We start from the raw sequence: 20,576 nt of genomic DNA, 5'->3' as shown, positions 1-20,576 counted from the left end.
AGGTGAGCCGGTGAGCGGCTTCGACAGGCAGCCTGCCCCGCCGGACGGCGGGCGGCCGGGAACGGGCCGGCAGGCGGTGCTCATGCTGGAGGACGGCCGGAGCTTCGCCGGGGAGGCCTTCGGGTCGGTCGGCGAGGCGTTCGGTGAGGCGGTCTTCTCCACCGGAATGACCGGATACCAGGAGACGATCACCGATCCGTCATATCACCGGCAGATCGTCATCATGACGGCGCCGCACATCGGCAACACCGGTGTGAACGACCTGGACTACGAGTCCGAGCGCATCCAGGTCGCGGGCTTCGTGGTGCGCGACCCGAGCCGGCTCGCGTCGAACTGGCGGGCGCAGCGCACCCTCGACGAGGAGCTCGAGAACGCCGGCGTGGTCGGGATCAGCGGGATCGACACCCGGGCGCTCACCCGCCACCTGCGTGAGCGGGGCGCGATGCGCTGCGGGATCAGCAGCACCGACACCGATCTCGACTCGCTGCTGGAACGGGTTCAGGCCTCGCCCGAGATGGTGGGTGCCGACCTCGCACCGGAGGTCAGCACCACCACTCCGTATGTCGTCGAGGCGCGGTCGGGCCTGCCGGTCTTCCGGATCGCGGCCCTCGACCTGGGCATCAAGCGCAACACGCCCGTCTCCATGGCCGCACTGGGCTGCGAGGTGCACGTCCTGCCGGCCCGCAGCACCGCCCAGGAGCTGCTGGCGCTCTCGCCCGACGGCGTCTTCCTCTCGAACGGGCCTGGTGACCCGGCCAGTGCCGACTACGCGGTCGAGACGCTCACCGGCGTGCTCGACGCGGGCGTCCCGGTCTTCGGGATCTGCTTCGGCAACCAGGTGCTCGCCCGGGCGCTGGGGTTCGAGACGTACAAGCTGACCTACGGCCACCGGGGCGTCAACCAGCCGGTCGCCGACACCCGGACCGGCCGGATCGCCGTGACCAGCCACAACCACGGCTTCGCGGTGCGCGCACCGCTCACGGGGACCACCGACACGCCCTACGGGCGCGTGGCGGTGAGTCATGTGGCCCTCAACGATGACGTGGTCGAGGGTCTGACCTGCCTGGACGTACCGGCATTCAGCGTCCAGTTCCATCCGGAGGCGGCGCCTGGCCCGCACGACGCCCACGGACTGTTCGACCGGTTCTGCGGCCTCATGGCTGCCGGCAGGCGGAAGCGGGGAGAAGCCTGATGCCCAGGCGCGAGGACCTGAGGTCCGTGCTGGTGATCGGCTCCGGGCCGATCGTCATCGGCCAGGCGTGCGAGTTCGACTATTCCGGCACCCAGGCCTGTCGGGTGCTGCGGGCCGAGGGCCTGCGGGTGATCCTGGTCAACAGCAACCCGGCGACGATCATGACTGACCCGGAGATCGCCGACGCGACCTACATCGAGCCGATCACCACCGAGATCGTCACGAAGATCATCGAACGGGAGCGCCCCGACGCGATCCTGGCGACGATGGGCGGCCAGACCGCGCTCAACACCGCGGTCGCCCTGCACGACGCCGGGGTGCTGGAGCAGTACGGGGTGCTCCTGATCGGCGCCAACATCGACGCCATCCGCTCCGGAGAGGACCGGCAGGCGTTCAAGGACATCGTCGCCTCGGTGGACGGTGAGACCGCCCGCAGCGCGATCTGCACCACGGTCGAGGAGTGCCTCGCCGCCGCGGACGAGTTCTCCTACCCCGTCGTGATCCGTCCGAGCTACACCCTCGGCGGCGCCGGCAGCGGCTTCGCGCACGATGTCGAGGAACTGCGCCGGATGGCCGCCTTCGGCCTGGCGGCGAGCCCGTCCACCGAGGTGCTCGTCGAGGAGTCCGTGCTCGGCTGGAAGGAGTTCGAGCTCGAGCTCATGCGTGACCGCGCCGACAACGTGGTCGTCGTCTGCTCGATCGAGAACATCGACCCGATGGGCGTGCACACCGGCGACTCGGTGACGGTGGCGCCGGCACTGACCCTGACCGACCGCGAGTACCAGCGCATGCGCGACATGTCGATCGCGGTCATGCGCGCGGTCGGGGTGGACGCGGGCGGGTGCAACATCCAGTTCGCGGTCGACCCGGCCACCGGCCGCCAGGTCGTGATCGAGATGAACCCCCGGGTGTCCCGCTCCTCCGCGCTGGCGTCGAAGGCGACGGGCTTCCCGATCGCCAAGATCTCGGCGAAGCTGGCGCTCGGCTACACCCTCGACGAGATCCCCAACGACATCACGCGCACGACCCCGGCCGCCTTCGAGCCGACTCTCGACTACGTGGTCGTGAAGGTGCCGCGGTTCGCCTTCGAGAAGTTCCCGGGGGCGGACACGACGCTGACCACGACGATGAAGTCCGTCGGCGAGGCGATGGGGGTCGGCCGCAGCTTCGCCGAGGCGCTGCAGAAGGCGCTGCGGTCGATGGAGCAGCCCGGCCTCGCGTTCAGCTTCACCACGCCGACCGAGTCCGTCGAGGACCTGCTCGCCGAGGCACGTGTCCCGCACGACGGGCGGCTGCGCTGCGTGCAGCAGGCGCTGCTCGCCGGTGCCGAGCCGGCCGAGGTGACCGCGCAGACCGGCATCGACCCCTGGTTCGTCGACCAGATCGTCTACCTCAACGAGATCGCCGCGTCGCTGACCCGTGACCCGGAGGGGATCCGCCGGGCGAAGCGGGCCGGCTTCTCCGACGCCCAGCTCGCGGCCCTGCTGGGCACCAAGGAGGACGTGGTCCGGTCGTTCCGGCATCGGGCCGGGATCCGTCCCGTCTACAAGACGGTCGACACCTGTGCCGCCGAGTTCGCGTCCGAGACGCCTTATCACTACTCGTCGTATGACGAGGAGACCGAGGTCGCGCCCAGCGACCGCCCGCGGGTGATCGTGCTCGGCAGCGGGCCCAACCGCATCGGCCAGGGCATCGAGTTCGACTACGCCTGCTGCCACGCGGTGATGGCGCTGTCCGAGGCCGGCTACGAGGCGGTGATGGTCAACTGCAACCCGGAGACGGTCTCCACCGACTACGACACCGCCGACCGCCTCTACGTCGAGCCGCTGACCGTCGAGGACGTGCTGGAGGTCATCCACGCCGAGTCGCAGGCGGGCCCGCTGGCCGGAGTGGTCGTTTCGCTGGGCGGCCAGACCCCGCTCGGCATCGCCGCCGCGCTGGCCGACGCGGGCGTGCCGATCGCCGGCACTCCGCCGAAGGCCATCCACCTCGCCGAGGACCGCGGCCAGTTCGGCCAGGTGCTCGACAAGGCGAACCTGCCCTCGCCGCCGCACGGCGTGGCCACCTCGTACGCGGAGGYACGAACCGTCGCCGACCGGATCGGTTACCCGGTGCTGGTACGGCCGTCCTACGTGCTGGGCGGGCGCGGGATGGAGATCGTCTACGACGACGCCATGCTGCGCGACTACATCGAGCGGGCGACGCAGATCTCGCCCGAGCACCCGGTGCTGGTCGACCGCTTCCTCGACGACGCGATCGAGATCGACGTCGACGCGCTCTACGACGGCTCCGAGCTGTACCTCGCCGGAGTGATGGAGCACATCGAGGAGGCCGGGGTGCACTCCGGTGACTCCGCCTGCGCGCTGCCCCCGATCACCCTCGGGCGTTCGGAGCTCGACCGGATCCGCGAGTCGACCCGGCTGATCGCCGAGGGCGTCGGCGTGCGCGGGCTGCTCAACGTGCAGTACGCCCTGCAGTCCGACGTCCTGTACGTCCTGGAGGCCAACCCGCGGGCCTCGCGGACCGTGCCGTTCGTCTCCAAGGCGACGGCGGTCCCGCTGGCCAAGGCCGCGGCCCGGGTGATGCTCGGCGCGACGGTGCCCGAGCTGCGGGCCGAGGGCCTGCTGCCGGCGCATGGTGACGGCGCGACACTGCCGCTGGACTCGCACATCTCCGTCAAGGAGGCCGTGCTGCCCTTCGGTCGCTTCCGCGACGCGGGAGGCCACGGAGTGGACACCGTGCTCGGCCCGGAGATGCGTTCCACCGGTGAGGTGATGGGCATCGATGACGGCTTCGGGACGGCCTACGCCAAGTCGCAGGCCGCCGCGTACGCGTCGCTGCCGACCTTCGGACGGGTGTTCGTCTCGGTGGCGAACCGCGACAAGCGGGCGATGATCTTCCCGATCAAGCGGCTGGCGGATCTCGGTTTCGTCGTCTACGCGACAGCCGGGACGGCGGACGTGCTGCGACGCAACGGGGTCAAGGCCGTGGTCCTGGGCAAGCATCGGGCTCCCAGCGAGGACCTCATCGACTGCGTTGAAATGATCACCTCTGGCCAGATCGATCTGGTCATCAACACACCCTGGGGTGTCGGACCGCGGCTGGACGGCTACGAGATCCGCACCGCCTGCGTCAGCGCCGGGGTTCCCTGCATCACGACCATCCAGGCGGCTGCCGCGTGCGTGCAGGGTATCGAGTCCCTCGTTCGGGGTGAGCTCGGGGTGCGACCGCTGCAGGACTACCACGCCGCGCTGCGGGCGGCCTGGGAGAAGTGACGGCGGTGCCCGCACGGGTGCCGCCCGTGCGGGCACCGGCTCGGATGGGTGCCGGGCCGGACCGGCGCTGGCTCGGATGGGTGGTGGATGGATGACAGGGGGCCGACCGGTGACGTCACAGAGCCATTCATGGTCGGGCCGGTTGTGGGTGCCACCGGCCGGCCGGCCGCCGATCGCGGTCGCGCTGGACGCCCCGGACGGGGCCACCGCGCTGGACTGGGCTCGCGCGGTCGCGCCACACTGCGCCGTCCTGAAGATCGGCCTGGAGCTCTTCCTTCGGGAGGGTGGCGCGGTGGTGAATGCGCTGCGTGACGAAGGTCTGCTGGTTCAGGCGGGTTCGGTGGGGTCTGCCGGGGCGGGCCACACCCTCGGATCCCTGACGGAGGGTGACCACTCCGCACTGTCGAGTCCGGCCGATCCGGCCGGGCCGGCCGGATCCGCACCGGAGCTCTTCCTCGATCTGAAGCTGCACGACATCCCGGCGACGGTCGCCGGCGGGATGCGTTCGCTGGCCGTCCTGGCGCCTCGGTTCGTGACGGTGCACGCGGCCGGAGGGGCCGCGATGATCAGGGCCGCGGTCGAGGCGGCGCCCGAGGTCCACGTGACCGCGGTCACGGTTCTCACCTCTCTGGATGCCGCCGCGCTCGCCTCCATCGGCCTGTCGGGACCGCCCTCGGACGCCGTTCGCAGACTCGCCGTGCTTGCCGTGGAGGCCGGCGCGAGGGCTCTCGTCTGCAGCCCGAAAGAGGCCTCCTTGGTCCGCGGAGAGCTCGGCGAAACTGTGACTCTCATCACACCTGGGGTCCGTCCGGAGGGCTCGGAGCAGGCCGACCAGGCACGTGTCGCAACCCCGGAACGGGCGCTCGCGGACGGTTCGGACCTTCTGGTGATCGGTCGTCCGATCACCTCCGCGAGCGATCGGGCCGTGGCCGCCGCCACTCTCGCCGCCAGGGTTACTCCACTCCGGTAGGTCGTTGACCTGCGGAAACGCCACTCGGTGCAGGTCGGGGCGCTCTTGGTGTCCGTCGGCCGGTACGGTGGGGCCGCCAAGGTCCGAAAGCGTCCTGCGCATGCGACACAGGGCATTCATCCGATCAAAGGCTGTGTCTTGTGGGGACAATGCCCGGCGATCGGAGTGATGCAGCTCGGCTGGACCGAGGAGCCTCTTCCTCGCTAGTTTGCGCGGCGCGATCACCACATTGAGGAGGCGTACCCGTGACCCTGCCGCCCCTGACGCCCGAGCAGAGGGCCGCCGCCCTCGAGAAAGCTGCGCTGGCTCGTAAGCAGCGCGCCGAACTCAAGGAGCGGTTGAAGAAGGGGGAGATCAGTCTTGCCGCGGTTCTCGAGCTCGCGGATGGCGATGAGGTCGTCGGCAAGATGAAGGTTTCCGCGGTCTTGGAGTCGCTTCCCGGGGTGGGCCGAGTTCGGGCCCAGAAGATCCGGGAGCGACTTGGAATCAGCCCCACCCGCCGCCTGCGCGGGCTCGGGGCCAAGCAGCGTGCCGCGCTCCTGGAGGAGTTCGGCGCCGGCGCATGAGTGACCGTGGCGCGGCGTGATGGACCTGCGTTCCCGGGAACACCGGTAACGGCCCGTGACGGTCTTCACCTGTTGGTGTTGATGCCGCGAGGCGTCGACACGTTCCGGTGTCACGGCAGTTCATTGCGTTGCGTCAATCGCTTCGGTTGCTCAATCGCCGGCGGGACGCCGATGCGTTCTCATCGAATGCCGGGACCCAAAGCCCCCGGCATGCTGATGACGCTCGCATCCGTTAGGCGCGCCGGTCGGGTGCCATCCGTTGGGCTACCCGACCGGGAACCCTTTGGGCTCGCATACCACTGAGGTGAGTGCGGGAACCCGTACTTTGATGGCATCTAGATGACGATCCTCCGTCTGCTGACGGCAGGGCGGCGGTGGATGTTCGCCGGCGCCGCGCCCCGGCCACGGCCGGGGCGCCGACGTGCCCACCACCGAACCTGCGCCGCCCGGTGGGCGGGCTCTAAGGTGTCGGAATGGGACTCACCGTGTTGTCGGGGCCGTCGGGAGTGGGCAAGGGCACGATCGTTGCCGCTGTCCGCCGGCTGCACCCGGAGGTCTGGGTGTCCGTCAGCGTGACGACACGCGCGCCGCGACCGGGTGAGACCGACGGCGTCGAGTACCACTTCGTCGACGCCGAGGAGTTCGCCCACATGGTCAAGGTGGGTGAGTTCGTCGAGCACGCGATGTTCGCCGGGCACGCCTACGGCACCCCCCGCGGGCCACTGGAGGAGCGGATCGCCGCCGGTGCGCCCTGCCTGCTGGAGATCGAGCTGCAGGGCGCACGGCAGGTCAGGTCCGCCATGCCGCAGGCCCGTTTCGTCTTCCTCGCCCCGCCCACGTGGGACGAGCTCGTCCGTCGTCTCACCGGGCGGGGCACGGAGGGGGACGACGTCATCAGGCGGCGTCTCGACCGAGCCCGCATCGAGCTCGCCGCCGAGACGGAGTTCGACGAGGTCATCGTGAACGACGAGGTCACAGCCGCCGCGGAGCGGTTGGTAGGCTTGATGACCAGCTCGTCACACTAGTGTGACGAGCGACGCTGTGTACATCCGGCGCTGTGTACGTGTGGCACCGCGTGCACGTACGACACCGCTGTACCCACGGCATCGCTGTACCCAAGGGCCCGGCCCGCGCCCGCCGTGGCGCGGCCTCCCATCGCCCCACCCGGAAGGACACCGTGTCCGGTACCGTCGCCCAGCCTGAGGGCATCACCAACCCGCCGATCGACGAGCTGCTCGAGGCCACCGACTCCAAGTACAGCCTCGTGATCTACGCCGCCAAGCGGGCTCGTCAGATCAACGCCTACTACTCCCAGCTCGGTGAGGGCCTCCTGGAGTATGTCGGCCCCCTCGTCGAGACGACGAGTGCGCAGGAGAAGCCGCTGTCGATCGCGCTTCGCGAGATCAACTCGGGCCTGCTCACCCACGAGACGATCACCGACCCGCTGCCTCCGGTCTCCTGACCGGGCAGCCTCGCCGGTGTTCGCCGTGACGACCGGGGCCGTGCACCGGCCCGCGGCACTCGGTGGGTGACACGCCGGTGTCACCCACACCGCCCGTGTCACCCACACCGCCCCCCGGGGAGGTGCCCTCGGGTGACGCCGGCCGGCGGCCCAGGGTGGTCCTCGGAGTGTCCGGTGGGATCGCCTCGTACAAGGCCGTCGAGGTTCTGCGCCAGCTGACCGAGACCGGGCACCAGGTGCGCGTCGTCCCGACGGCGGCCGCACTGCGGTTCGTCGGCGAGGTCACCTGGGCGGCGCTGTCCGGGCAGCCGGTCAGCACCGACCTGTTCACCGATGCCGAGGACGTCGCGCATGTCCGGGTCGGCCGGGAGGCCGACCTCGTGCTGGTCGTGCCGGCCACCGCCGACCTGATGGCACGTGCCGCGGCCGGCCGCGCCGACGACCTGCTCACCGGCACCCTCCTGACCGCGACCTGCCCGGTGATCTTCGCTCCGGCGATGCACACCGAGATGTGGCAGCACCCGGCGACCCGGGCGAACGTGGCGCTCCTGCGGGAGCGGGGCGTCCTGGTGCTGGAGCCGGCGGTCGGGCGGCTGACCGGAGCGGACTCCGGCCCGGGCCGGCTGCCGGACCCGGTGGAGATCGCCGCGGTCGCCCGGGCGGTCCTCGCCCGTGGTGCCGGCGGCGCCCGGCCCGATCTCGCCGGCCGGCGCGTTCTCATCAGCGCCGGCGGCACCCGTGAGTACCTCGACCCCGTGCGTTTCCTCGGGAACGCCTCCAGCGGCCGGCAGGGGTACGCGCTGGCCCGGGCCGCGGTGGCCCGCGGGGCGGAGGTCACCGTCGTCGCGGCGAACGTGGCGCTGTCCGACGTCGCGGGTGCGTCCATCCTGCGGGTCGGTTCGGCGGAGCAGCTGCGGACCGCGGTGCATGAGCGCGCGCCGGGCGCCGATGTGGTGATCATGGCGGCCGCGGTCGCCGACTTCCGGCCCGCGGCGGAGCATCAGTACAAGATCAAAAAGGATGCCGGGGCGCCGGAGAGCATCGAGCTGACCCGTAATCCCGACGTGCTCGCGGAGCTCGTCCGCGACCGGCGGCCGGGCCAGGTCCTGGTGGGGTTCGCGGCGGAGACCGGCGGCCCCGACGGCGGGGTGCTGGAGCTCGCCCGGGCCAAGCTCGCCCGCAAACCGGTGGACCTCCTGGTGGTCAACCAGGTGGGCGCCGGGCTCGGCTTCGAGGTCGAGCACAACAGCGCTGTGCTGCTGGACCGGGCCGGCACAGCGACGGACGTCCCGCTGATGAGCAAGGACCTGCTCGCGCACCGCATTTTCGATCATGTTGTCGGTATGCTCGGATGAGCCCGCCGTGGGTGGTGCGCCTACTACTGATTCAACCTCGGTAAACTGCGTCGGTATCAGTCCTGATCTCCCAGGGGGTAATTCCAGTGGCGACGCGCCTTTTCACGTCCGAGTCCGTCACGGAGGGGCACCCGGACAAGATCGCTGACCAGATCAGCGACTCGATTCTCGATGCCATGCTCAAGGACGACCCGAAGAGCCGGGTCGCCGTGGAGACCCTGATCACCACCGGCCAGGTGCATGTCGCCGGTGAGGTGACCACCAAGACCTACGTCGACATCGCCTCGGTGGTTCGTGAGCGGATCCTGGAGATCGGCTACGACTCCTCCAAGAAGGGCTTCGACGGCGCGTCCTGCGGCGTGAGCGTCTCCATCGGCGCCCAGTCGCCCGACATCGCCCAGGGTGTCGACACGGCGCACGAGGCGCGGGTCGGTGGCTCGACCGAGGACGACCTCGACCGTCAGGGTGCCGGCGACCAGGGCCTGATGTTCGGCTTCGCCTGCGACGAGACGCCCGAGCTGATGCCGCTGCCGATCGCGCTGGCGCACCGCCTCGCTCGTCGGCTGTCGGCGGTCCGCAAGGACGGTCAGGTCGGCTACCTGCGTCCGGACGGCAAGACCCAGGTGACCATCGAGTACGAGGACGGCAAGCCGGTCCGGCTCGACACGGTCGTCGTCTCCTCGCAGCACGCCGCGGACATCGACCTCGACACGCTGCTCGCGCCCGACGTCGCCGAGTACGTCGTCGAGCCCGAGCTGGCGCTGCTGGAGATCGCCACCGAGGGCCGCCGGCTGCTGGTGAACCCAACCGGGCGTTTCGAGATCGGTGGCCCGATGGGCGACGCCGGCCTCACCGGGCGCAAGATCATCGTCGACACCTACGGCGGCTACGCCCGGCACGGTGGCGGCGCGTTCTCCGGCAAGGACCCGTCCAAGGTCGACCGGTCGGCCGCCTACGCCATGCGCTGGGTCGCCAAGAACGTGGTGGCCGCGGGCCTCGCGAGCCGCTGCGAGGTGCAGGTCGCCTACGCGATCGGAAAGGCCCACCCGGTCGGTCTGTTCGTGGAGACCTTCGGGACGGGCAAGGTGCCGGACGCCCAGATCCAGGACGCCGTCACCGCGGTCTTCGACCTTCGCCCGGCCGCCATCGTCCGTGACCTCGACCTGCTCCGCCCGATCTACGCGCAGACGGCGGCCTACGGCCACTTCGGCCGTCCCGAGCTCGACTTCACCTGGGAGTCGACCTCGCGTGCCGACTCCCTGGCCGCGGCCGTCAAGGGCTGACCAGCACGCTTTCGTAAGTCCCCGGGGCGGGTCCTGGGCCAGCCGGCCAGGACCTGCCCCGGGCTGTTGTGACCTGTGGTCCGCGGCTACCAGGATGCGGACCGGCGGCTCCGGCACAAGCGCGGTGGCCCGGGCTACCACCCTCGTCGCCGTCGTTGCCGCCGCCCCCTCAAGGTCGCTGCCGAGTAAGACTTGAGGATTTTGGCTATGAGAACGACCAAAATCCTCAAGTCTTGCGGACTGCCAGGTGACTCTGCACCCTTGTTGTTGGTGGATTGACGGCGTTGTGTGGTGGGTGGCCCGGCGGCGTTCGGGTGCGCGCGGGTGGCGTTCAGCGATGCGTGTGCCCGCTGCGCGATGATCCGTGGCCGTTCGGTGATCCGTCGCTGAAGTGGCCCGGCCGCGCTCTGGTTCCGTGGGGCCCGGCTGGTACGAATGCTTGGTGGACGACGGGAGCGCGGTGATCCCGGGCCTCGAAGGCCCGAGCACTGGTGGCTCCACGGGCGCTGGTGGTTCCACGGGCACTGGTGGTTCCACGGGCACTGCCAGCGCCGCGGGCGCGGATCGGTCCGCCAGGCCGACCGGAGCCGGGCGCGGAGCACGAGCGGGCACAGGCGGACGAACGGCCAAAGGTAAGCAGGGCCCCGTCGCGGTGGCTGACGAGCTGCCGGTCGCCCGTGTCGTGATCGACACCCCGCTGGTCCATCTCGACCGGCCGTTCGACTACCTGGTCCCGGCCTCGCTGGCCGCCGCGGTGGTGGCGGGCTCACGGGTGCGGGTCCGGTTCGCCGGGCGTCTGGTGGACGGAATCGTGCTGGAGCGGTGCGCCAGCTCCGACCACGAGGGGCGGCTGGCTCCGATCGCCCGATCGGTGTCCCCGGTGTCCGTGTTGTCGCCGCCGATCGCGAGGCTGGCCCGGTCTGTCGCCGACCGATACGCGGGAACGATGGCCGACGTGCTGCGGCTGGCGGTCCCGCCTCGGCACGCCCGGGCCGAGACGGCGGGCCCGCCGCGGGATGGCGGAGCCGTCGCGTCCCATGCCGACGGTTCGGCCGGTGGACAGGCCGGTGGTTCGGCTGGCCGGCAGGATCCGCCGGCGGTGACCCAATCCGTTCCCGAGCCCGGCCGGGCGGACTGGTCGATCTGCCCGGACGGCCCCGCCTTCCTGCGCGCGCTCGCGAGCGGCGCCTCGCCGCGCGCCGTGTGGTGGGCGCCCCCCGGCCCGTCCTGGCCGGAGATGATCGCCTCGGCCGTCGCGGCGACCGCTGCGTCCGGCCGTGGCGCGCTCGTCGTCGTCCCGGACCATCGGGATGTCGACCGGGTCGCCGCGGCCCTGGCCGACTCGCTGGCCTCGTCGTCGATGGGCTCGGTGTCGGTGGGCTCGTCGTCGGTGGGCTCGGTGTCGACGGGCGTTTCGGCCGTCGACCCGTCACCACCGCTGGTGCTGCGGGCCGACCTCGGTCCCGAGGAGCGGTACCGGCGTTTCCTCGCCGTCCGCCGCGGCCAGGCGCGGGTGGTGGTGGGTACCCGGGCGGCGATCTTCGCGCCGGTGGTGGACCTCGGCCTGCTGGTGGTGTGGGACGACGGCGATGACCTGCACGCCGAGCCGCGTGCCCCCTACCCGCACACCCGGGACGTCGCGGTCCTGCGTGCCCGGGAGGAAGGCTGCGCGGTTCTCGTCGGCGGCTTCTCCCCGTCGGTGGAGGCCGAGGCACTGGTCCGGGTCGGCTGGGCGGGCCGGCTCGGGCCCGGCCGAGACGCCCTGCGGCGGCTCGCTCCGCGCGTCGAGCCGGTCGGCTCCGACTTCGAGGCGTCGATCGACCCGGCGGCCAGGGCCGCCCGCCTGCCGTCGCTCGCGGTCCGGGCGGTGCGGGCCGCCCTCGCCGCGGGCGTGCCGGCGCTCGTCCAGGTGCCCCGGCGCGGCTACCAGCCGTCGATCGCCTGCGCGCGCTGCCGTCGCCCAGCCCGCTGCCGGGCCTGCTCGGGGCCACTCGGGCGTACCTCGTCCGCGGCCGCGCTGGCGTGCCGCTGGTGCGGCCGGCCGGTTCCTCGGCCGGCCGACCCCACCCGGGCGGGGCAGGCGGGGCGGCCCACGGGCGGCTGGCGGTGCGGGAACTGCGGCGGCGACCAGCTGCGAGCCTCGGTCGTCGGTGATCGCCGCACGGCGGAGGAGCTGGGCCGGGCGTTTCCCGGAGTGCCGGTTCGCACCTCGGGGCGGGAAGCCGTGCTGGCCACGGTGCCGGGGGAGCCCATGCTGGTCATCGCGACGCCGGGCGCCGAGCCGGTCGCGGCCGGCGGCTACGGGGCCGTCCTCCTGCTGGACGGCTGGGCGTTGCTGGGCCGGCCCGATCTGCGCGCGGGGGAGGAGAGCCTGCGCAGATGGCTGGCGGCCGCCGCGCTGGCCCGGCCCGCCGAGGCCGGTGGTCTCGTGGTGGTCGCGGCCGATCTCGGCCTCGGCCCGGTCCAGGCGCTGGTGCGGTGGGATCCCGCTCAGTTCGTCGGGCGTGAGGCCGATGAACGTGCCGAGCTGGGTTTTCCGCCCGCCAGCCGGGTCGCGGCCGTCGAGGGCACCCCGGCCGCGCTTGGCGAGCTGCTCGCCGCGGCCAGGCTGCCGGCCGGCGCGGACGTGCTCGGCCCGGTACCGGTTCCGGTACCGCGCCGGGTCTCCGGCGGCACCCGGCCCGCCCGCCCCGCGCATCCCGCGCGCCCCGGCCGCCAGACCGGGCCGGATCGGGTGGAAGGCGGTGGCGCGGTGGAGGGCGGTGCGGCCGAGGAACAGCACACGGTCGCCGCGCACGATCTGGAACCGGGCGAGGAGGTCGAGCGCCTGATCATCCGGGTCCGGCGGCATCAGGGCGCTGAGCTGGCCCGGGCGTTGCGGGCGGCCCGCGGCACACTTGACGCCCGCCGCGCGGACCGGGTGCGGGTCCAGCTCGATCCGCTGATGATCGGCTGATCCGCGGTCGATGGCCGACCCCGTAGCATGAGGCTGTCCGATCTCACTGATCCGGCGGCGATCGCTGTCCGGTGTCATCCGGGTGAGCCCGGTTCGGGCGCCTGGCGGCGCCGGTGCCAGTGGCCCTGCCCAGCGAGTTGACGACGTTCAGTTGACGACATTCAGGGAGTGGCCGTGTCCGTCCGTGACATCCGCCTGCTGGGGGATCCGGTGCTGCGCACGGTCGCCGACCCGGTGGCGACCTTCGACCGGGAGCTGCGCCGTCTGGTCGACGACCTGGCCGAGACCATGAACGAGGCCGGTGGTGTCGGGCTCGCCGCCCCACAGCTCGGGGTTTCCCTGCGTGTCTTCACCTATCTGGACGACTCCGACGAGGTGGGCCACCTGGTCAACCCGGTGCTGGGGCCGTTCAGCGAGGAGATGATGGACGGTGAGGAGGGATGTCTGTCCCTTCCCGGGCTGTCGTTCGATCTCCGTCGCCCGGAACGCGTCCTCGCGGTGGGGCAGAACGTTCACGGTGACCCGGTGACGATCGAGGGCAGTGGCATCCTGTCCCGGTGCCTGCAACACGAGACCGATCACCTCGACGGGATCCTCTTCATCGACCGCCTCGACAAGGAGACGAAGCGGGCGGCGATGAAGGCCATCCGCGAGGCGGAGTGGGCGAACGAGCCGAAGCCCACCGTGAAGGTCTCGCCGCACCCGCTGTTCGGCCGCGGGCGCTGAGCTTCCACGCGAAGATCATAATGGCCGCGCTGCTGGCGGCGACGGCGAGTGGTTCGGTGGTGGGCACGGTGATCGGTTCCACGATCGGGTCCACCGCGAGTTCGATGATCGTGATGATGGTGGGGACGATCGGATCGGCGGCTGCTGCGGATCCGCCCCGGGACCGGCGCTGAGGAGCTGCTGCGGTCATGCGTCTTGTCTTCGCGGGCACTCCCGACGTGGCGATCCCGAGCCTGCGCGCGCTGCTGGACAGCCCGCGCCACCAGGTCGTCGCCGTGGTGACGCGGCCCGACCGCCCGGCTGGCCGTGGCCGGCGTGTCCGCCCGTCGCCCGTGCATGAGCTGGCGGGCGAACGTGGGCTGGAGGTGCTCTCCCCGGCCCGGGCCGGGGATCCGGAGTTCCTCGGCCGGCTCGGCGAGATCGCCCCGGACTGCTGCCCGGTCGTCGCCTACGGAGCACTGCTGCCCGCCCCGGCACTGGAGATCCCCAAGCACGGCTGGGTGAACCTGCACTTCTCGCTGCTGCCCGCCTACCGGGGAGCGGCGCCGGTCCAGCGTTCCGTGCTCGCCGGCGACGACCTCACCGGTGCGAGCGTCTTCCAGATCGAGCCGGCCATGGACACCGGCCCGGTCTACGGGGTGCTGACCGAGCGCATCCGTCCCAGCGACACCTCCGGTGACCTGCTGGAGCGGCTGGCGATCGCCGGCGCCCGGCTGCTGGTGGCAGTGCTCGACGGCATCGAGGACGGTTCGGTCGAGGCACGTCCGCAGCCCGCCGACGGGGTCTCGCTGGCCCCGAAGCTCACGGTCGACGACGTCCGGGTCGACTGGTCGCAGCCCGCGGTGGCGATCGACCGGCTGGTGCGCGCGGCGACCCCGGCGCCGGGGGCCTGGACGACGCTGCGGGACCGGCGGGTGAAGCTCGGCCCGGTGCGGCTCGGCAGCCCGAACACCGGCAGCCCGAACACCGGCAGCCCGAATCCCGGGACCCCGAACGGTGGCATCCCGAACGGCGGCGCCGCGGGCGACGACGGGTCGTTGCCGCCCGGGCGGATCGTGATGGCCGGGAACGGTGCCGTGCTCGTGGGCACGGGAACCGTTCCGGTGGTTCTCGGCGAGGTCCGTCCCGAAGGGCGGGGCGCGATGCCCGCCGCGGACTGGATCCGCGGCCTGCGCCCCAGCTTGGAGGAGGCCTTCTCATGAACACGTCGGCGCCGCGGCGCGGCGGGGCGGCCGATCCGGCCCGCCTGCTCGCCTGGGAGGTGCTGCGCGCCGTCGACGAGCGTGGCGCCTACGCGAACCTCATGCTGCCCGCGCTGCTGAACCGGCGCCGGCTCTCCCCGCGCGACCGTGGGTTCGCGACCGAGCTGACCTACGGCTCGCTGCGCGCGCAGGGCACGCTCGACGGTGTGCTCGGCACGGTGACGAGCCGCCCGGTGGACACCGTGGACCCACCGGTGCGGGACGCGCTGCGCCTGGGCACCTATCAGCTGCTCTCGACACGGGTGCCGGCCCGGGCGGCCGTCGCGTCGACGGTCGAGCTGGTCCGCGCCACCTGCGGGGAGCGCCCGGTGCGGTTCGCGAACGCGGTGCTGCGCCGGGTCGCGGCCCGGGTCGAGGAGACCGCGGGCGACGTGGCGGTCCTGCTGTCCGCACCGGACGTCTCCGTGGACCCGGTCGGTCATCTCTCGGTGGTCTCGGCGCATCCGCGGTGGATCGTCGAGGTTGTGCTGGAGGCGCTGGACGGCGACGTGGCCGGCGCCCAGGCGGCGCTGGCGGCCAACGACCAGCGGCCAGGGGTTCATCTCGTCGCCCGGCCCGGCCGGATCGGAGTCGACGAGCTGGTGGCACAGGCGACGGCGGCCGGTCTGCAGGCCCACCGCGGGGCCTGTTCGCCGTACGCCGTCCACCTCGAAGGCGGTGATCCGGGGGCGCTCGGCGCCGTCGTGGCCGGCGATGCCGCGGTGCAGGACGAGGGCAGCCAGCTCATGGCCCTCGCTCTCGCCGCGGTGCCGATGGTAGGCCGGAGCAGCGGGCTGACCGTGGACCTGTGCGCCGGCCCGGGCGGCAAGGCCGCTCTGCTCGCGGCCGTTCTCGCCGCCGAGCGGTCGCCAGGGGAGGGGCTGCTGGCGCTCGAGCCCCGTGCCGCCCGTGCCGGGCTGGTCGCGGCGTCTCTCGCCGGTTTCCCGGCCGCCCACGTCGTGCGTGCGGACGGCCGGATGCCACCGGTGCGCCCGGGTACCGCGGATCGGGTGCTGGTGGACGTCCCCTGCTCCGGGCTGGGCGCGTTGCGGCGCCGGCCCGAGGCGCGGTGGCGGCGCACCCCCGCCGACATCGCGGTGCTGGCGCCGCTGCAACGACAGCTTCTCGTCAGCGCGCTGGATCTCGTCCGCCCCGGTGGGGTCGTCGCCTACGTGACCTGCTCACCGCACCGGGAGGAGACGTCCGAGGTGGTCAGCGCCGTCGTCGGGCAGCGGGCGGACGTCGTCACGCTCGACGCGCGTCGCTCGCCGGCCTTCGCCGACGTGCCGGCGGACAGCCTCGGCTCGGGCCCGTTCGTCCAGCTCTGGCCACATCTGCACGGGACCGACGCGATGTTCCTGGCACTGCTGCGGCGCCGGAGCGACTGAGCCTTTTCCGCCGTCGATTCCGACTCGCGGTATCCGGCGGCCATGGCGCGAGACGGCAGATGCTCACTGATCCGGCACGAGGAGGAATCAGGTCCTCCTCACAGCGCTGGTTCAGCGGTGGACCGCAGTGGATACGCTCGCTCGCGTGGCAACCGCGCAGATCTATCCCAGCATGCTCGCCGCCGACTTCGGGCGAATCGCCGATGCGGCGCGCGCCGTGGCCGGGCACGCGGACTGGCTGCATGTCGACGTCATGGACTACCACTTCGTGCCCAACCTGGCGTTCTCGCCCGACACCGTCGACGCGCTGCGCCGGGTGACCGACACTCCGCTCGACTGCCACCTGATGATCGACGATCCGGACCGCTGGGCGCCGGGCTTCGCCGAGCGTGGCGCGGCGAACGTGACGATCCACGCCGAGGCCGTCGACGACATCGCCCGCACCACCGACGCGATCCGCGCCGCCGGGGCCCGCACCGGGCTCGCGGTGAAGCCGGCGACCCCGGTCGAGCACTACCTCGACGACCTGCACCGGTTCGACCTGCTGCTGTTGATGACGATCGAGCCGGGCTTCGGCGGTCAGAAGTTCATGGACGAGGTCCTGCCGAAGATCGCCGCGGCGCGTCGGCTGATCGACGACCGGGGGCTGGATCTGTGGCTTCAGATCGACGGTGGTGTCAACCGGGAGACCATCGAACGGTCCGCCGAGGCGGGTGTCGACGTGTTCGTGGCCGGCACGGCGGTGTTCGGCCTCGAGGATCCCGCCGCGGCCGTCGAGTCGCTGCGAGCGCTCGCGCTTGCCGCCGCCCCGCGACTCACCGCCCCTGCTCCCGTCACCGCGACCGGATTCTGATCGGAATCGATTAATCACTTTCAGTAAAGTACGCCGAGAGTGATTGATCGATTTTCACGGTGGGCGTCCGTATGGTCGCGCCACGATGTCGACGGTCGCGTGTCGACCGCCCGTTGGTGCCGCTCCGTACCGATTGTGGGCCCTCGGAGAATGACGTGAATTACGCTCGTGGGCCCGAGCGTCCGAGGCCGTCGTATGTCAGACTTGACCGCGTACTGACAACAGCACGCGCGCTCCGGGGTCGGTGAAATTCCGAGCCGGCGGTGATAGTCCGCGACCCGTCCACCCGTGTGGTGGCCGGTGGACCTGGTGGAATTCCGGGACCGACGGTGAAAGTCCGGATGGGAGGACGCGCGCGGGGCACCGCCGTGCCGACCATGCGTGTGGTCGTCGCGGCGTTGGGTCGGCGCTGCCGCGTCGGCTTTGACCCGCGTGATCTTTCTGTGTTCTCGGGACGTGGTGCCGGGACCGGGAAGGCGCGGGGATCGGATGTTCACCGGCATCGTCGAGGAACTCGGCGTGGTTACCGCGATCGAGCCGCGGCAGGACGCCGCGTCCTTGACCATCGAGTGTCGAAACGTCCTGAGCGATGTGGCGCATGGTGCCTCGGTGGCGGTCAACGGCGTATGTCTCACCGTGACCTCCTATGCCCGTCCTCCGGACGCGGAGGGCGCCGGCACGGCCGAGCCCGCCGCGGACCCGGCCGGTGTGTTCACCGCCGACGTGATGCTGGAGACGCTGCGCAGGTCCTCGCTCGGCGCGCTGTCCGTCGGTGACCGGGTGAACCTGGAACGCCCGGTACGGCTGTCCGACCGCCTCGGTGGGCATCTCGTGCAGGGCCATGTCGACGGGGTCGGCGTCGTCCTGGAGCGGGCGCCCGCCGAGCACTGGGACGTCGTCCGGATCGCCCTGCCGCCGCGGCTGGACCGCTACCTGGTGGAGAAGGGCTCGGTCACCGTCGACGGTGTCAGCCTGACTGTGGTCGACGTGCGCCCGGCGGCTGGCGACGAGCCCGCGAGCTTCACGGTAAGCCTCATCCCGACCACTCTCGCCGACACCACGCTGGGTGTCCGCGCGGTCGGCGACAAGGTCAACATAGAGGTCGACGTCCTGGCCAAATACGTCGAAAAGCTGCATGCGGATCTGAACGGATCACACTGATGACCACATACCTGGCCGGCGACTCCGCGGCCCCCTTCCAGCCGACCGGCACCCACCTGTCGGGCGCGGGAACGCCCGACGCGGCGGCGCCCGTGGCCCGCCGGCCCGTCGGTGAAGCCGCGCAGGCAGCCACGCAGGCAGCTCCGGCGGCGGCCGGCGAGCACGCCCGCCCCGCCGGTGAGACGGTTCGGCCCGCGGACGACGCAGGGTCGCCGTTCGCGACGATCGAGACGGCGATCGCCGAGATCGCGGCCGGCCGCCCCGTGGTCGTCGTCGATGACGAGGACCGTGAGAACGAGGGCGACCTGATCTTCGCGGCCGAGGCCGCCACGCCCGAGCTGCTCGCCTTCATGATCCGCCACACCGCCGGCGTGGTCTGCGTCCCGCTCGACCCGGCCGAGGTCGACCGGCTGGAGCTCGACCAGATGGTCCCGCAGAACACCGACCGGATGCGCACGGCGTTCACGGTCACGGTCGACGCGCGTACCGGCGTCACGACCGGCATCTCCGCCGCGGACCGCGCCCGCACCATCCGCCTGCTGGCCGACCCGACCACCGAGCCCGGCGACCTCACCCGGCCCGGGCACATCTTCCCGCTGCGTGCCCGCGAGGGCGGCGTGCTGCGCCGGCCCGGGCACACCGAGGCCGCGGTCGACCTCGCTCGGCTGGCCGGCCTGCGCCCGGCCGGGGCGATCTGCGAGATCGTCAACGACGACGGCACCATGGCCCGGCTGCCCGAGCTGACGGTGTTCGCCCGCGAGCACAATCTGGCCCTGATCTCGATCGAGGCGCTCATCGACTATCGCCGCCGGACGGAGAAGCAGGTCGAGCGGCTGGCCGAGGCCCAGATCCCGACCCGCTACGGCCTGTTCCAGGCCGTGGGCTTCCGGGACACCCGTGACGGCATCGAGCACATCGCGCTGGTCCGCGGCGATCTCGGGACGGGAGAGAACGTCCTGGTCAGAGTGCACAGCGAATGCCTGACGGGGGACGTCTTCGGATCGCGGCGCTGCGACTGCGGCAACCAGCTGGACGCGTCGCTGCGCGCGGTCGCGACCGAAGGCCGCGGGGTCGTGCTGTATGTGCGCGGGCACGAAGGGCGTGGCATCGGCCTGCTCGACAAGCTGCGTGCCTACCAGCTGCAGGACATCGGCCATGACACCGTCGACGCGAACCTCGCGCTCGGTCTGCCCGCCGACGCGCGCGAGTACGGCACCGGCGCCCAGATGCTGCTCGACCTGGGCGTCCGCAGCCTGCGGCTGCTGACCAACAACCCGACGAAGCGGGTGGGGCTGGAGCGGCACGGCCTGCGGGTCGTCGAGCAGATCGGGCTGCCGGTGGCGCACACCCCGGAGAACCTGCGCTATCTGACGACGAAGCGGGACCGGATGGGCCATGAGCTGCCGGGCCTGCCGCTGGCTGTCGGCGCGGACGAGGCCGTGGCCTCCGCTCACGAGACGAACCACTGGTCGAAGACGGGGCCGGCCGGCGTTGACTGGTCGGGCCGAGCGTGTGAGGAGGCACGATGAGCGGCGCAGGTGCACCTGCTGAGGAACTGCCCGACGCCGGCGACGTCAGGCTGGCGATCGTCGCGACCCGCTGGCACACGGAGATCACCGACTCGCTGCTCGGCGGCGCGCTGCGGGCCGCCAAGGACGCGGGGGTGGCGGTCGGCCCGACCGTGGTCAGGGTGTCCGGCGCGGTGGAGCTGCCGGTGGTGGCGGCCGCGCTGGCCTCCCGCCACGACGCGGTGGTGGCGCTGGGTGCGGTGATCCGTGGTGGTACACCGCACTTCGACTATGTCTGCCGGTTCGTCACCGACGGCCTGGCCCGGGTCACCCTCGACTCCGGGGTACCGGTCGGCTTCGGCCTGCTGACCTGCGACACCGTGGCGCAGGCGCGCGACCGGGCCGGCCTGCCCGGGTCGGTGGAGGACAAGGGGCGCGAGGCCACGCTGGCCGCGCTGGACACGGCTGTCGTCCTGCGCGGGATCGCGGCGCTCGCGTAGCACCTCCGGCTCGCCCGACTCCATGTCCCTGTGGGATGTCGGTGGCCTGTCATCGGGTGTGGACGGTCCGTCACGATGGTGTCGGCCCGTCACACTTGTGGGGACGCACCTTCCGCGAGAGTGTGTTTTCGAACCGTATC

General features: G+C 71.9%; 17 protein-coding genes and 1 riboswitch. All 17 genes read left to right on the top strand.

Annotated features, from left to right (window positions below):
• Nucleotides 1-10 precede the first annotated feature (10 nt).
• The 17 genes from carA to ribH all read left to right on the top strand — a co-directional run bounded on the left by carA (nucleotide 11) and on the right by ribH (nucleotide 20,436).
• Nucleotides 11-1,192: a glutamine-hydrolyzing carbamoyl-phosphate synthase small subunit gene (carA, locus tag CcI49_RS32835; RefSeq protein WP_198955710.1), complete on the top strand. Its 1,182-nt coding sequence runs from the start codon at nucleotides 11-13 to the stop codon at nucleotides 1,190-1,192.
• Nucleotides 1,192-4,467 carry a carbamoyl-phosphate synthase large subunit gene (gene carB, locus CcI49_RS32830; RefSeq protein ID WP_076833158.1) on the top strand — a complete coding sequence of 1,092 codons (3,276 nt, stop codon included), beginning with the start codon at nucleotides 1,192-1,194 and terminating at the stop codon, nucleotides 4,465-4,467. The genes carA and carB overlap by 1 nt, the downstream gene beginning before the upstream one ends.
• A gap of 91 nt (nucleotides 4,468-4,558) precedes the next feature.
• A complete protein-coding gene (gene pyrF, locus CcI49_RS32825) occupies nucleotides 4,559-5,437 on the top strand; it encodes an orotidine-5'-phosphate decarboxylase (protein WP_054565514.1) in 879 nt (292 codons plus the stop codon).
• A gap of 245 nt (nucleotides 5,438-5,682) precedes the next feature.
• The gene (gene mihF / locus CcI49_RS32820) at nucleotides 5,683-6,003 is read left to right on the top strand and encodes an integration host factor, actinobacterial type (RefSeq protein ID WP_006540116.1); all 321 of its coding nucleotides are present in this window, start codon (nucleotides 5,683-5,685) and stop codon (nucleotides 6,001-6,003) included.
• Between the two features lie 473 nt (nucleotides 6,004-6,476).
• On the top strand, nucleotides 6,477-7,028 hold the full coding sequence (gene gmk / locus CcI49_RS32815) for a guanylate kinase (RefSeq protein ID WP_054566633.1): 552 nt from the start codon (nucleotides 6,477-6,479) through the stop codon (nucleotides 7,026-7,028).
• Between the two features lie 152 nt (nucleotides 7,029-7,180).
• Entirely contained in the window at nucleotides 7,181-7,465 is a 285-nt protein-coding gene (gene rpoZ, locus CcI49_RS32810; protein WP_018503033.1) for a DNA-directed RNA polymerase subunit omega, read from the top strand.
• 155 nt (nucleotides 7,466-7,620) lie between these two features.
• Complete coding sequence (gene coaBC, locus CcI49_RS32805; RefSeq protein WP_054566634.1) at nucleotides 7,621-8,820, top strand: bifunctional phosphopantothenoylcysteine decarboxylase/phosphopantothenate--cysteine ligase CoaBC; 1,200 nt, start codon at nucleotides 7,621-7,623, stop codon at nucleotides 8,818-8,820.
• Between the two features lie 86 nt (nucleotides 8,821-8,906).
• Nucleotides 8,907-10,103, top strand: a complete 1,197-nt coding sequence (gene metK, locus CcI49_RS32800; protein ID WP_054566635.1) for a methionine adenosyltransferase — start codon at nucleotides 8,907-8,909, stop codon at nucleotides 10,101-10,103.
• Between the two features lie 652 nt (nucleotides 10,104-10,755).
• Complete coding sequence (locus CcI49_RS32795) at nucleotides 10,756-13,059, top strand: primosomal protein N' (protein ID WP_116437564.1); 2,304 nt, start codon at nucleotides 10,756-10,758, stop codon at nucleotides 13,057-13,059.
• Nucleotides 13,060-13,233: 174 nt separating this feature from the next.
• Nucleotides 13,234-13,785, top strand: a complete 552-nt coding sequence (gene def / locus CcI49_RS32790; RefSeq protein WP_006540122.1) for a peptide deformylase — start codon at nucleotides 13,234-13,236, stop codon at nucleotides 13,783-13,785.
• Nucleotides 13,786-13,805: 20 nt separating this feature from the next.
• A complete protein-coding gene (locus tag CcI49_RS42835; RefSeq protein ID WP_198955709.1) occupies nucleotides 13,806-13,958 on the top strand; it encodes a hypothetical protein in 153 nt (50 codons plus the stop codon).
• 15 nt (nucleotides 13,959-13,973) lie between these two features.
• A complete protein-coding gene (fmt, locus tag CcI49_RS32785) occupies nucleotides 13,974-14,987 on the top strand; it encodes a methionyl-tRNA formyltransferase (protein WP_076833152.1) in 1,014 nt (337 codons plus the stop codon).
• Nucleotides 14,984-16,414 (top strand): transcription antitermination factor NusB, encoded by a 1,431-nt coding sequence (locus tag CcI49_RS32780; RefSeq protein WP_076833149.1) that lies wholly within the window; start codon nucleotides 14,984-14,986, stop codon nucleotides 16,412-16,414. The genes fmt and CcI49_RS32780 overlap by 4 nt, the downstream gene beginning before the upstream one ends.
• Nucleotides 16,415-16,559: 145 nt before the next feature.
• Nucleotides 16,560-17,267, top strand: coding sequence for a ribulose-phosphate 3-epimerase (gene rpe, locus CcI49_RS32775; protein ID WP_054566639.1), 708 nt, complete (start codon nucleotides 16,560-16,562; stop codon nucleotides 17,265-17,267).
• A gap of 226 nt (nucleotides 17,268-17,493) precedes the next feature.
• A riboswitch (FMN riboswitch) is annotated at nucleotides 17,494-17,624 on the top strand.
• Nucleotides 17,625-17,756: 132 nt separating this feature from the next.
• A complete protein-coding gene (locus CcI49_RS32770; RefSeq protein ID WP_054566640.1) occupies nucleotides 17,757-18,428 on the top strand; it encodes a riboflavin synthase in 672 nt (223 codons plus the stop codon).
• Nucleotides 18,428-19,957, top strand: coding sequence for a bifunctional 3,4-dihydroxy-2-butanone-4-phosphate synthase/GTP cyclohydrolase II (locus tag CcI49_RS32765; RefSeq protein ID WP_076833145.1), 1,530 nt, complete (start codon nucleotides 18,428-18,430; stop codon nucleotides 19,955-19,957). Before CcI49_RS32770 ends, CcI49_RS32765 begins: the two co-directional genes overlap by 1 nt.
• A complete protein-coding gene (ribH, locus tag CcI49_RS32760; RefSeq protein WP_076833142.1) occupies nucleotides 19,954-20,436 on the top strand; it encodes a 6,7-dimethyl-8-ribityllumazine synthase in 483 nt (160 codons plus the stop codon). Before CcI49_RS32765 ends, ribH begins: the two co-directional genes overlap by 4 nt.
• Nucleotides 20,437-20,576 lie beyond the last annotated feature (140 nt).

It is taken from the genome of Frankia sp. CcI49, from assembly GCF_001983215.1.
GTDB lineage: Bacteria > Actinomycetota > Actinomycetes > Frankiales > Frankiaceae > Parafrankia > Parafrankia irregularis.
This window is presented reverse-complemented; position numbering and strand designations above follow the sequence as displayed.

Bases quoted from the DNA above. Each gene is read 5' to 3' on its own strand.
- pyrF (WP_054565514.1), top strand. From the start codon at position 4,559: ATGACAGGGGGCCGACCGGTGACGTCACAGAGCCATTCATGGTCGGGC.
- gmk (WP_054566633.1), top strand. From the start codon at position 6,477: ATGGGACTCACCGTGTTGTCGGGGCCGTCGGGAGTGGGCAAGGGCACG.
- CcI49_RS42835 (WP_198955709.1), top strand. From the start codon at position 13,806: ATGGCCGCGCTGCTGGCGGCGACGGCGAGTGGTTCGGTGGTGGGCACG.
- fmt (WP_076833152.1), top strand. From the start codon at position 13,974: ATGCGTCTTGTCTTCGCGGGCACTCCCGACGTGGCGATCCCGAGCCTG.
- CcI49_RS32780 (WP_076833149.1), top strand. From the start codon at position 14,984: ATGAACACGTCGGCGCCGCGGCGCGGCGGGGCGGCCGATCCGGCCCGC.
- CcI49_RS32770 (WP_054566640.1), top strand. From the start codon at position 17,757: ATGTTCACCGGCATCGTCGAGGAACTCGGCGTGGTTACCGCGATCGAG.
- CcI49_RS32765 (WP_076833145.1), top strand. From the start codon at position 18,428: ATGACCACATACCTGGCCGGCGACTCCGCGGCCCCCTTCCAGCCGACC.
- ribH (WP_076833142.1), top strand. From the start codon at position 19,954: ATGAGCGGCGCAGGTGCACCTGCTGAGGAACTGCCCGACGCCGGCGAC.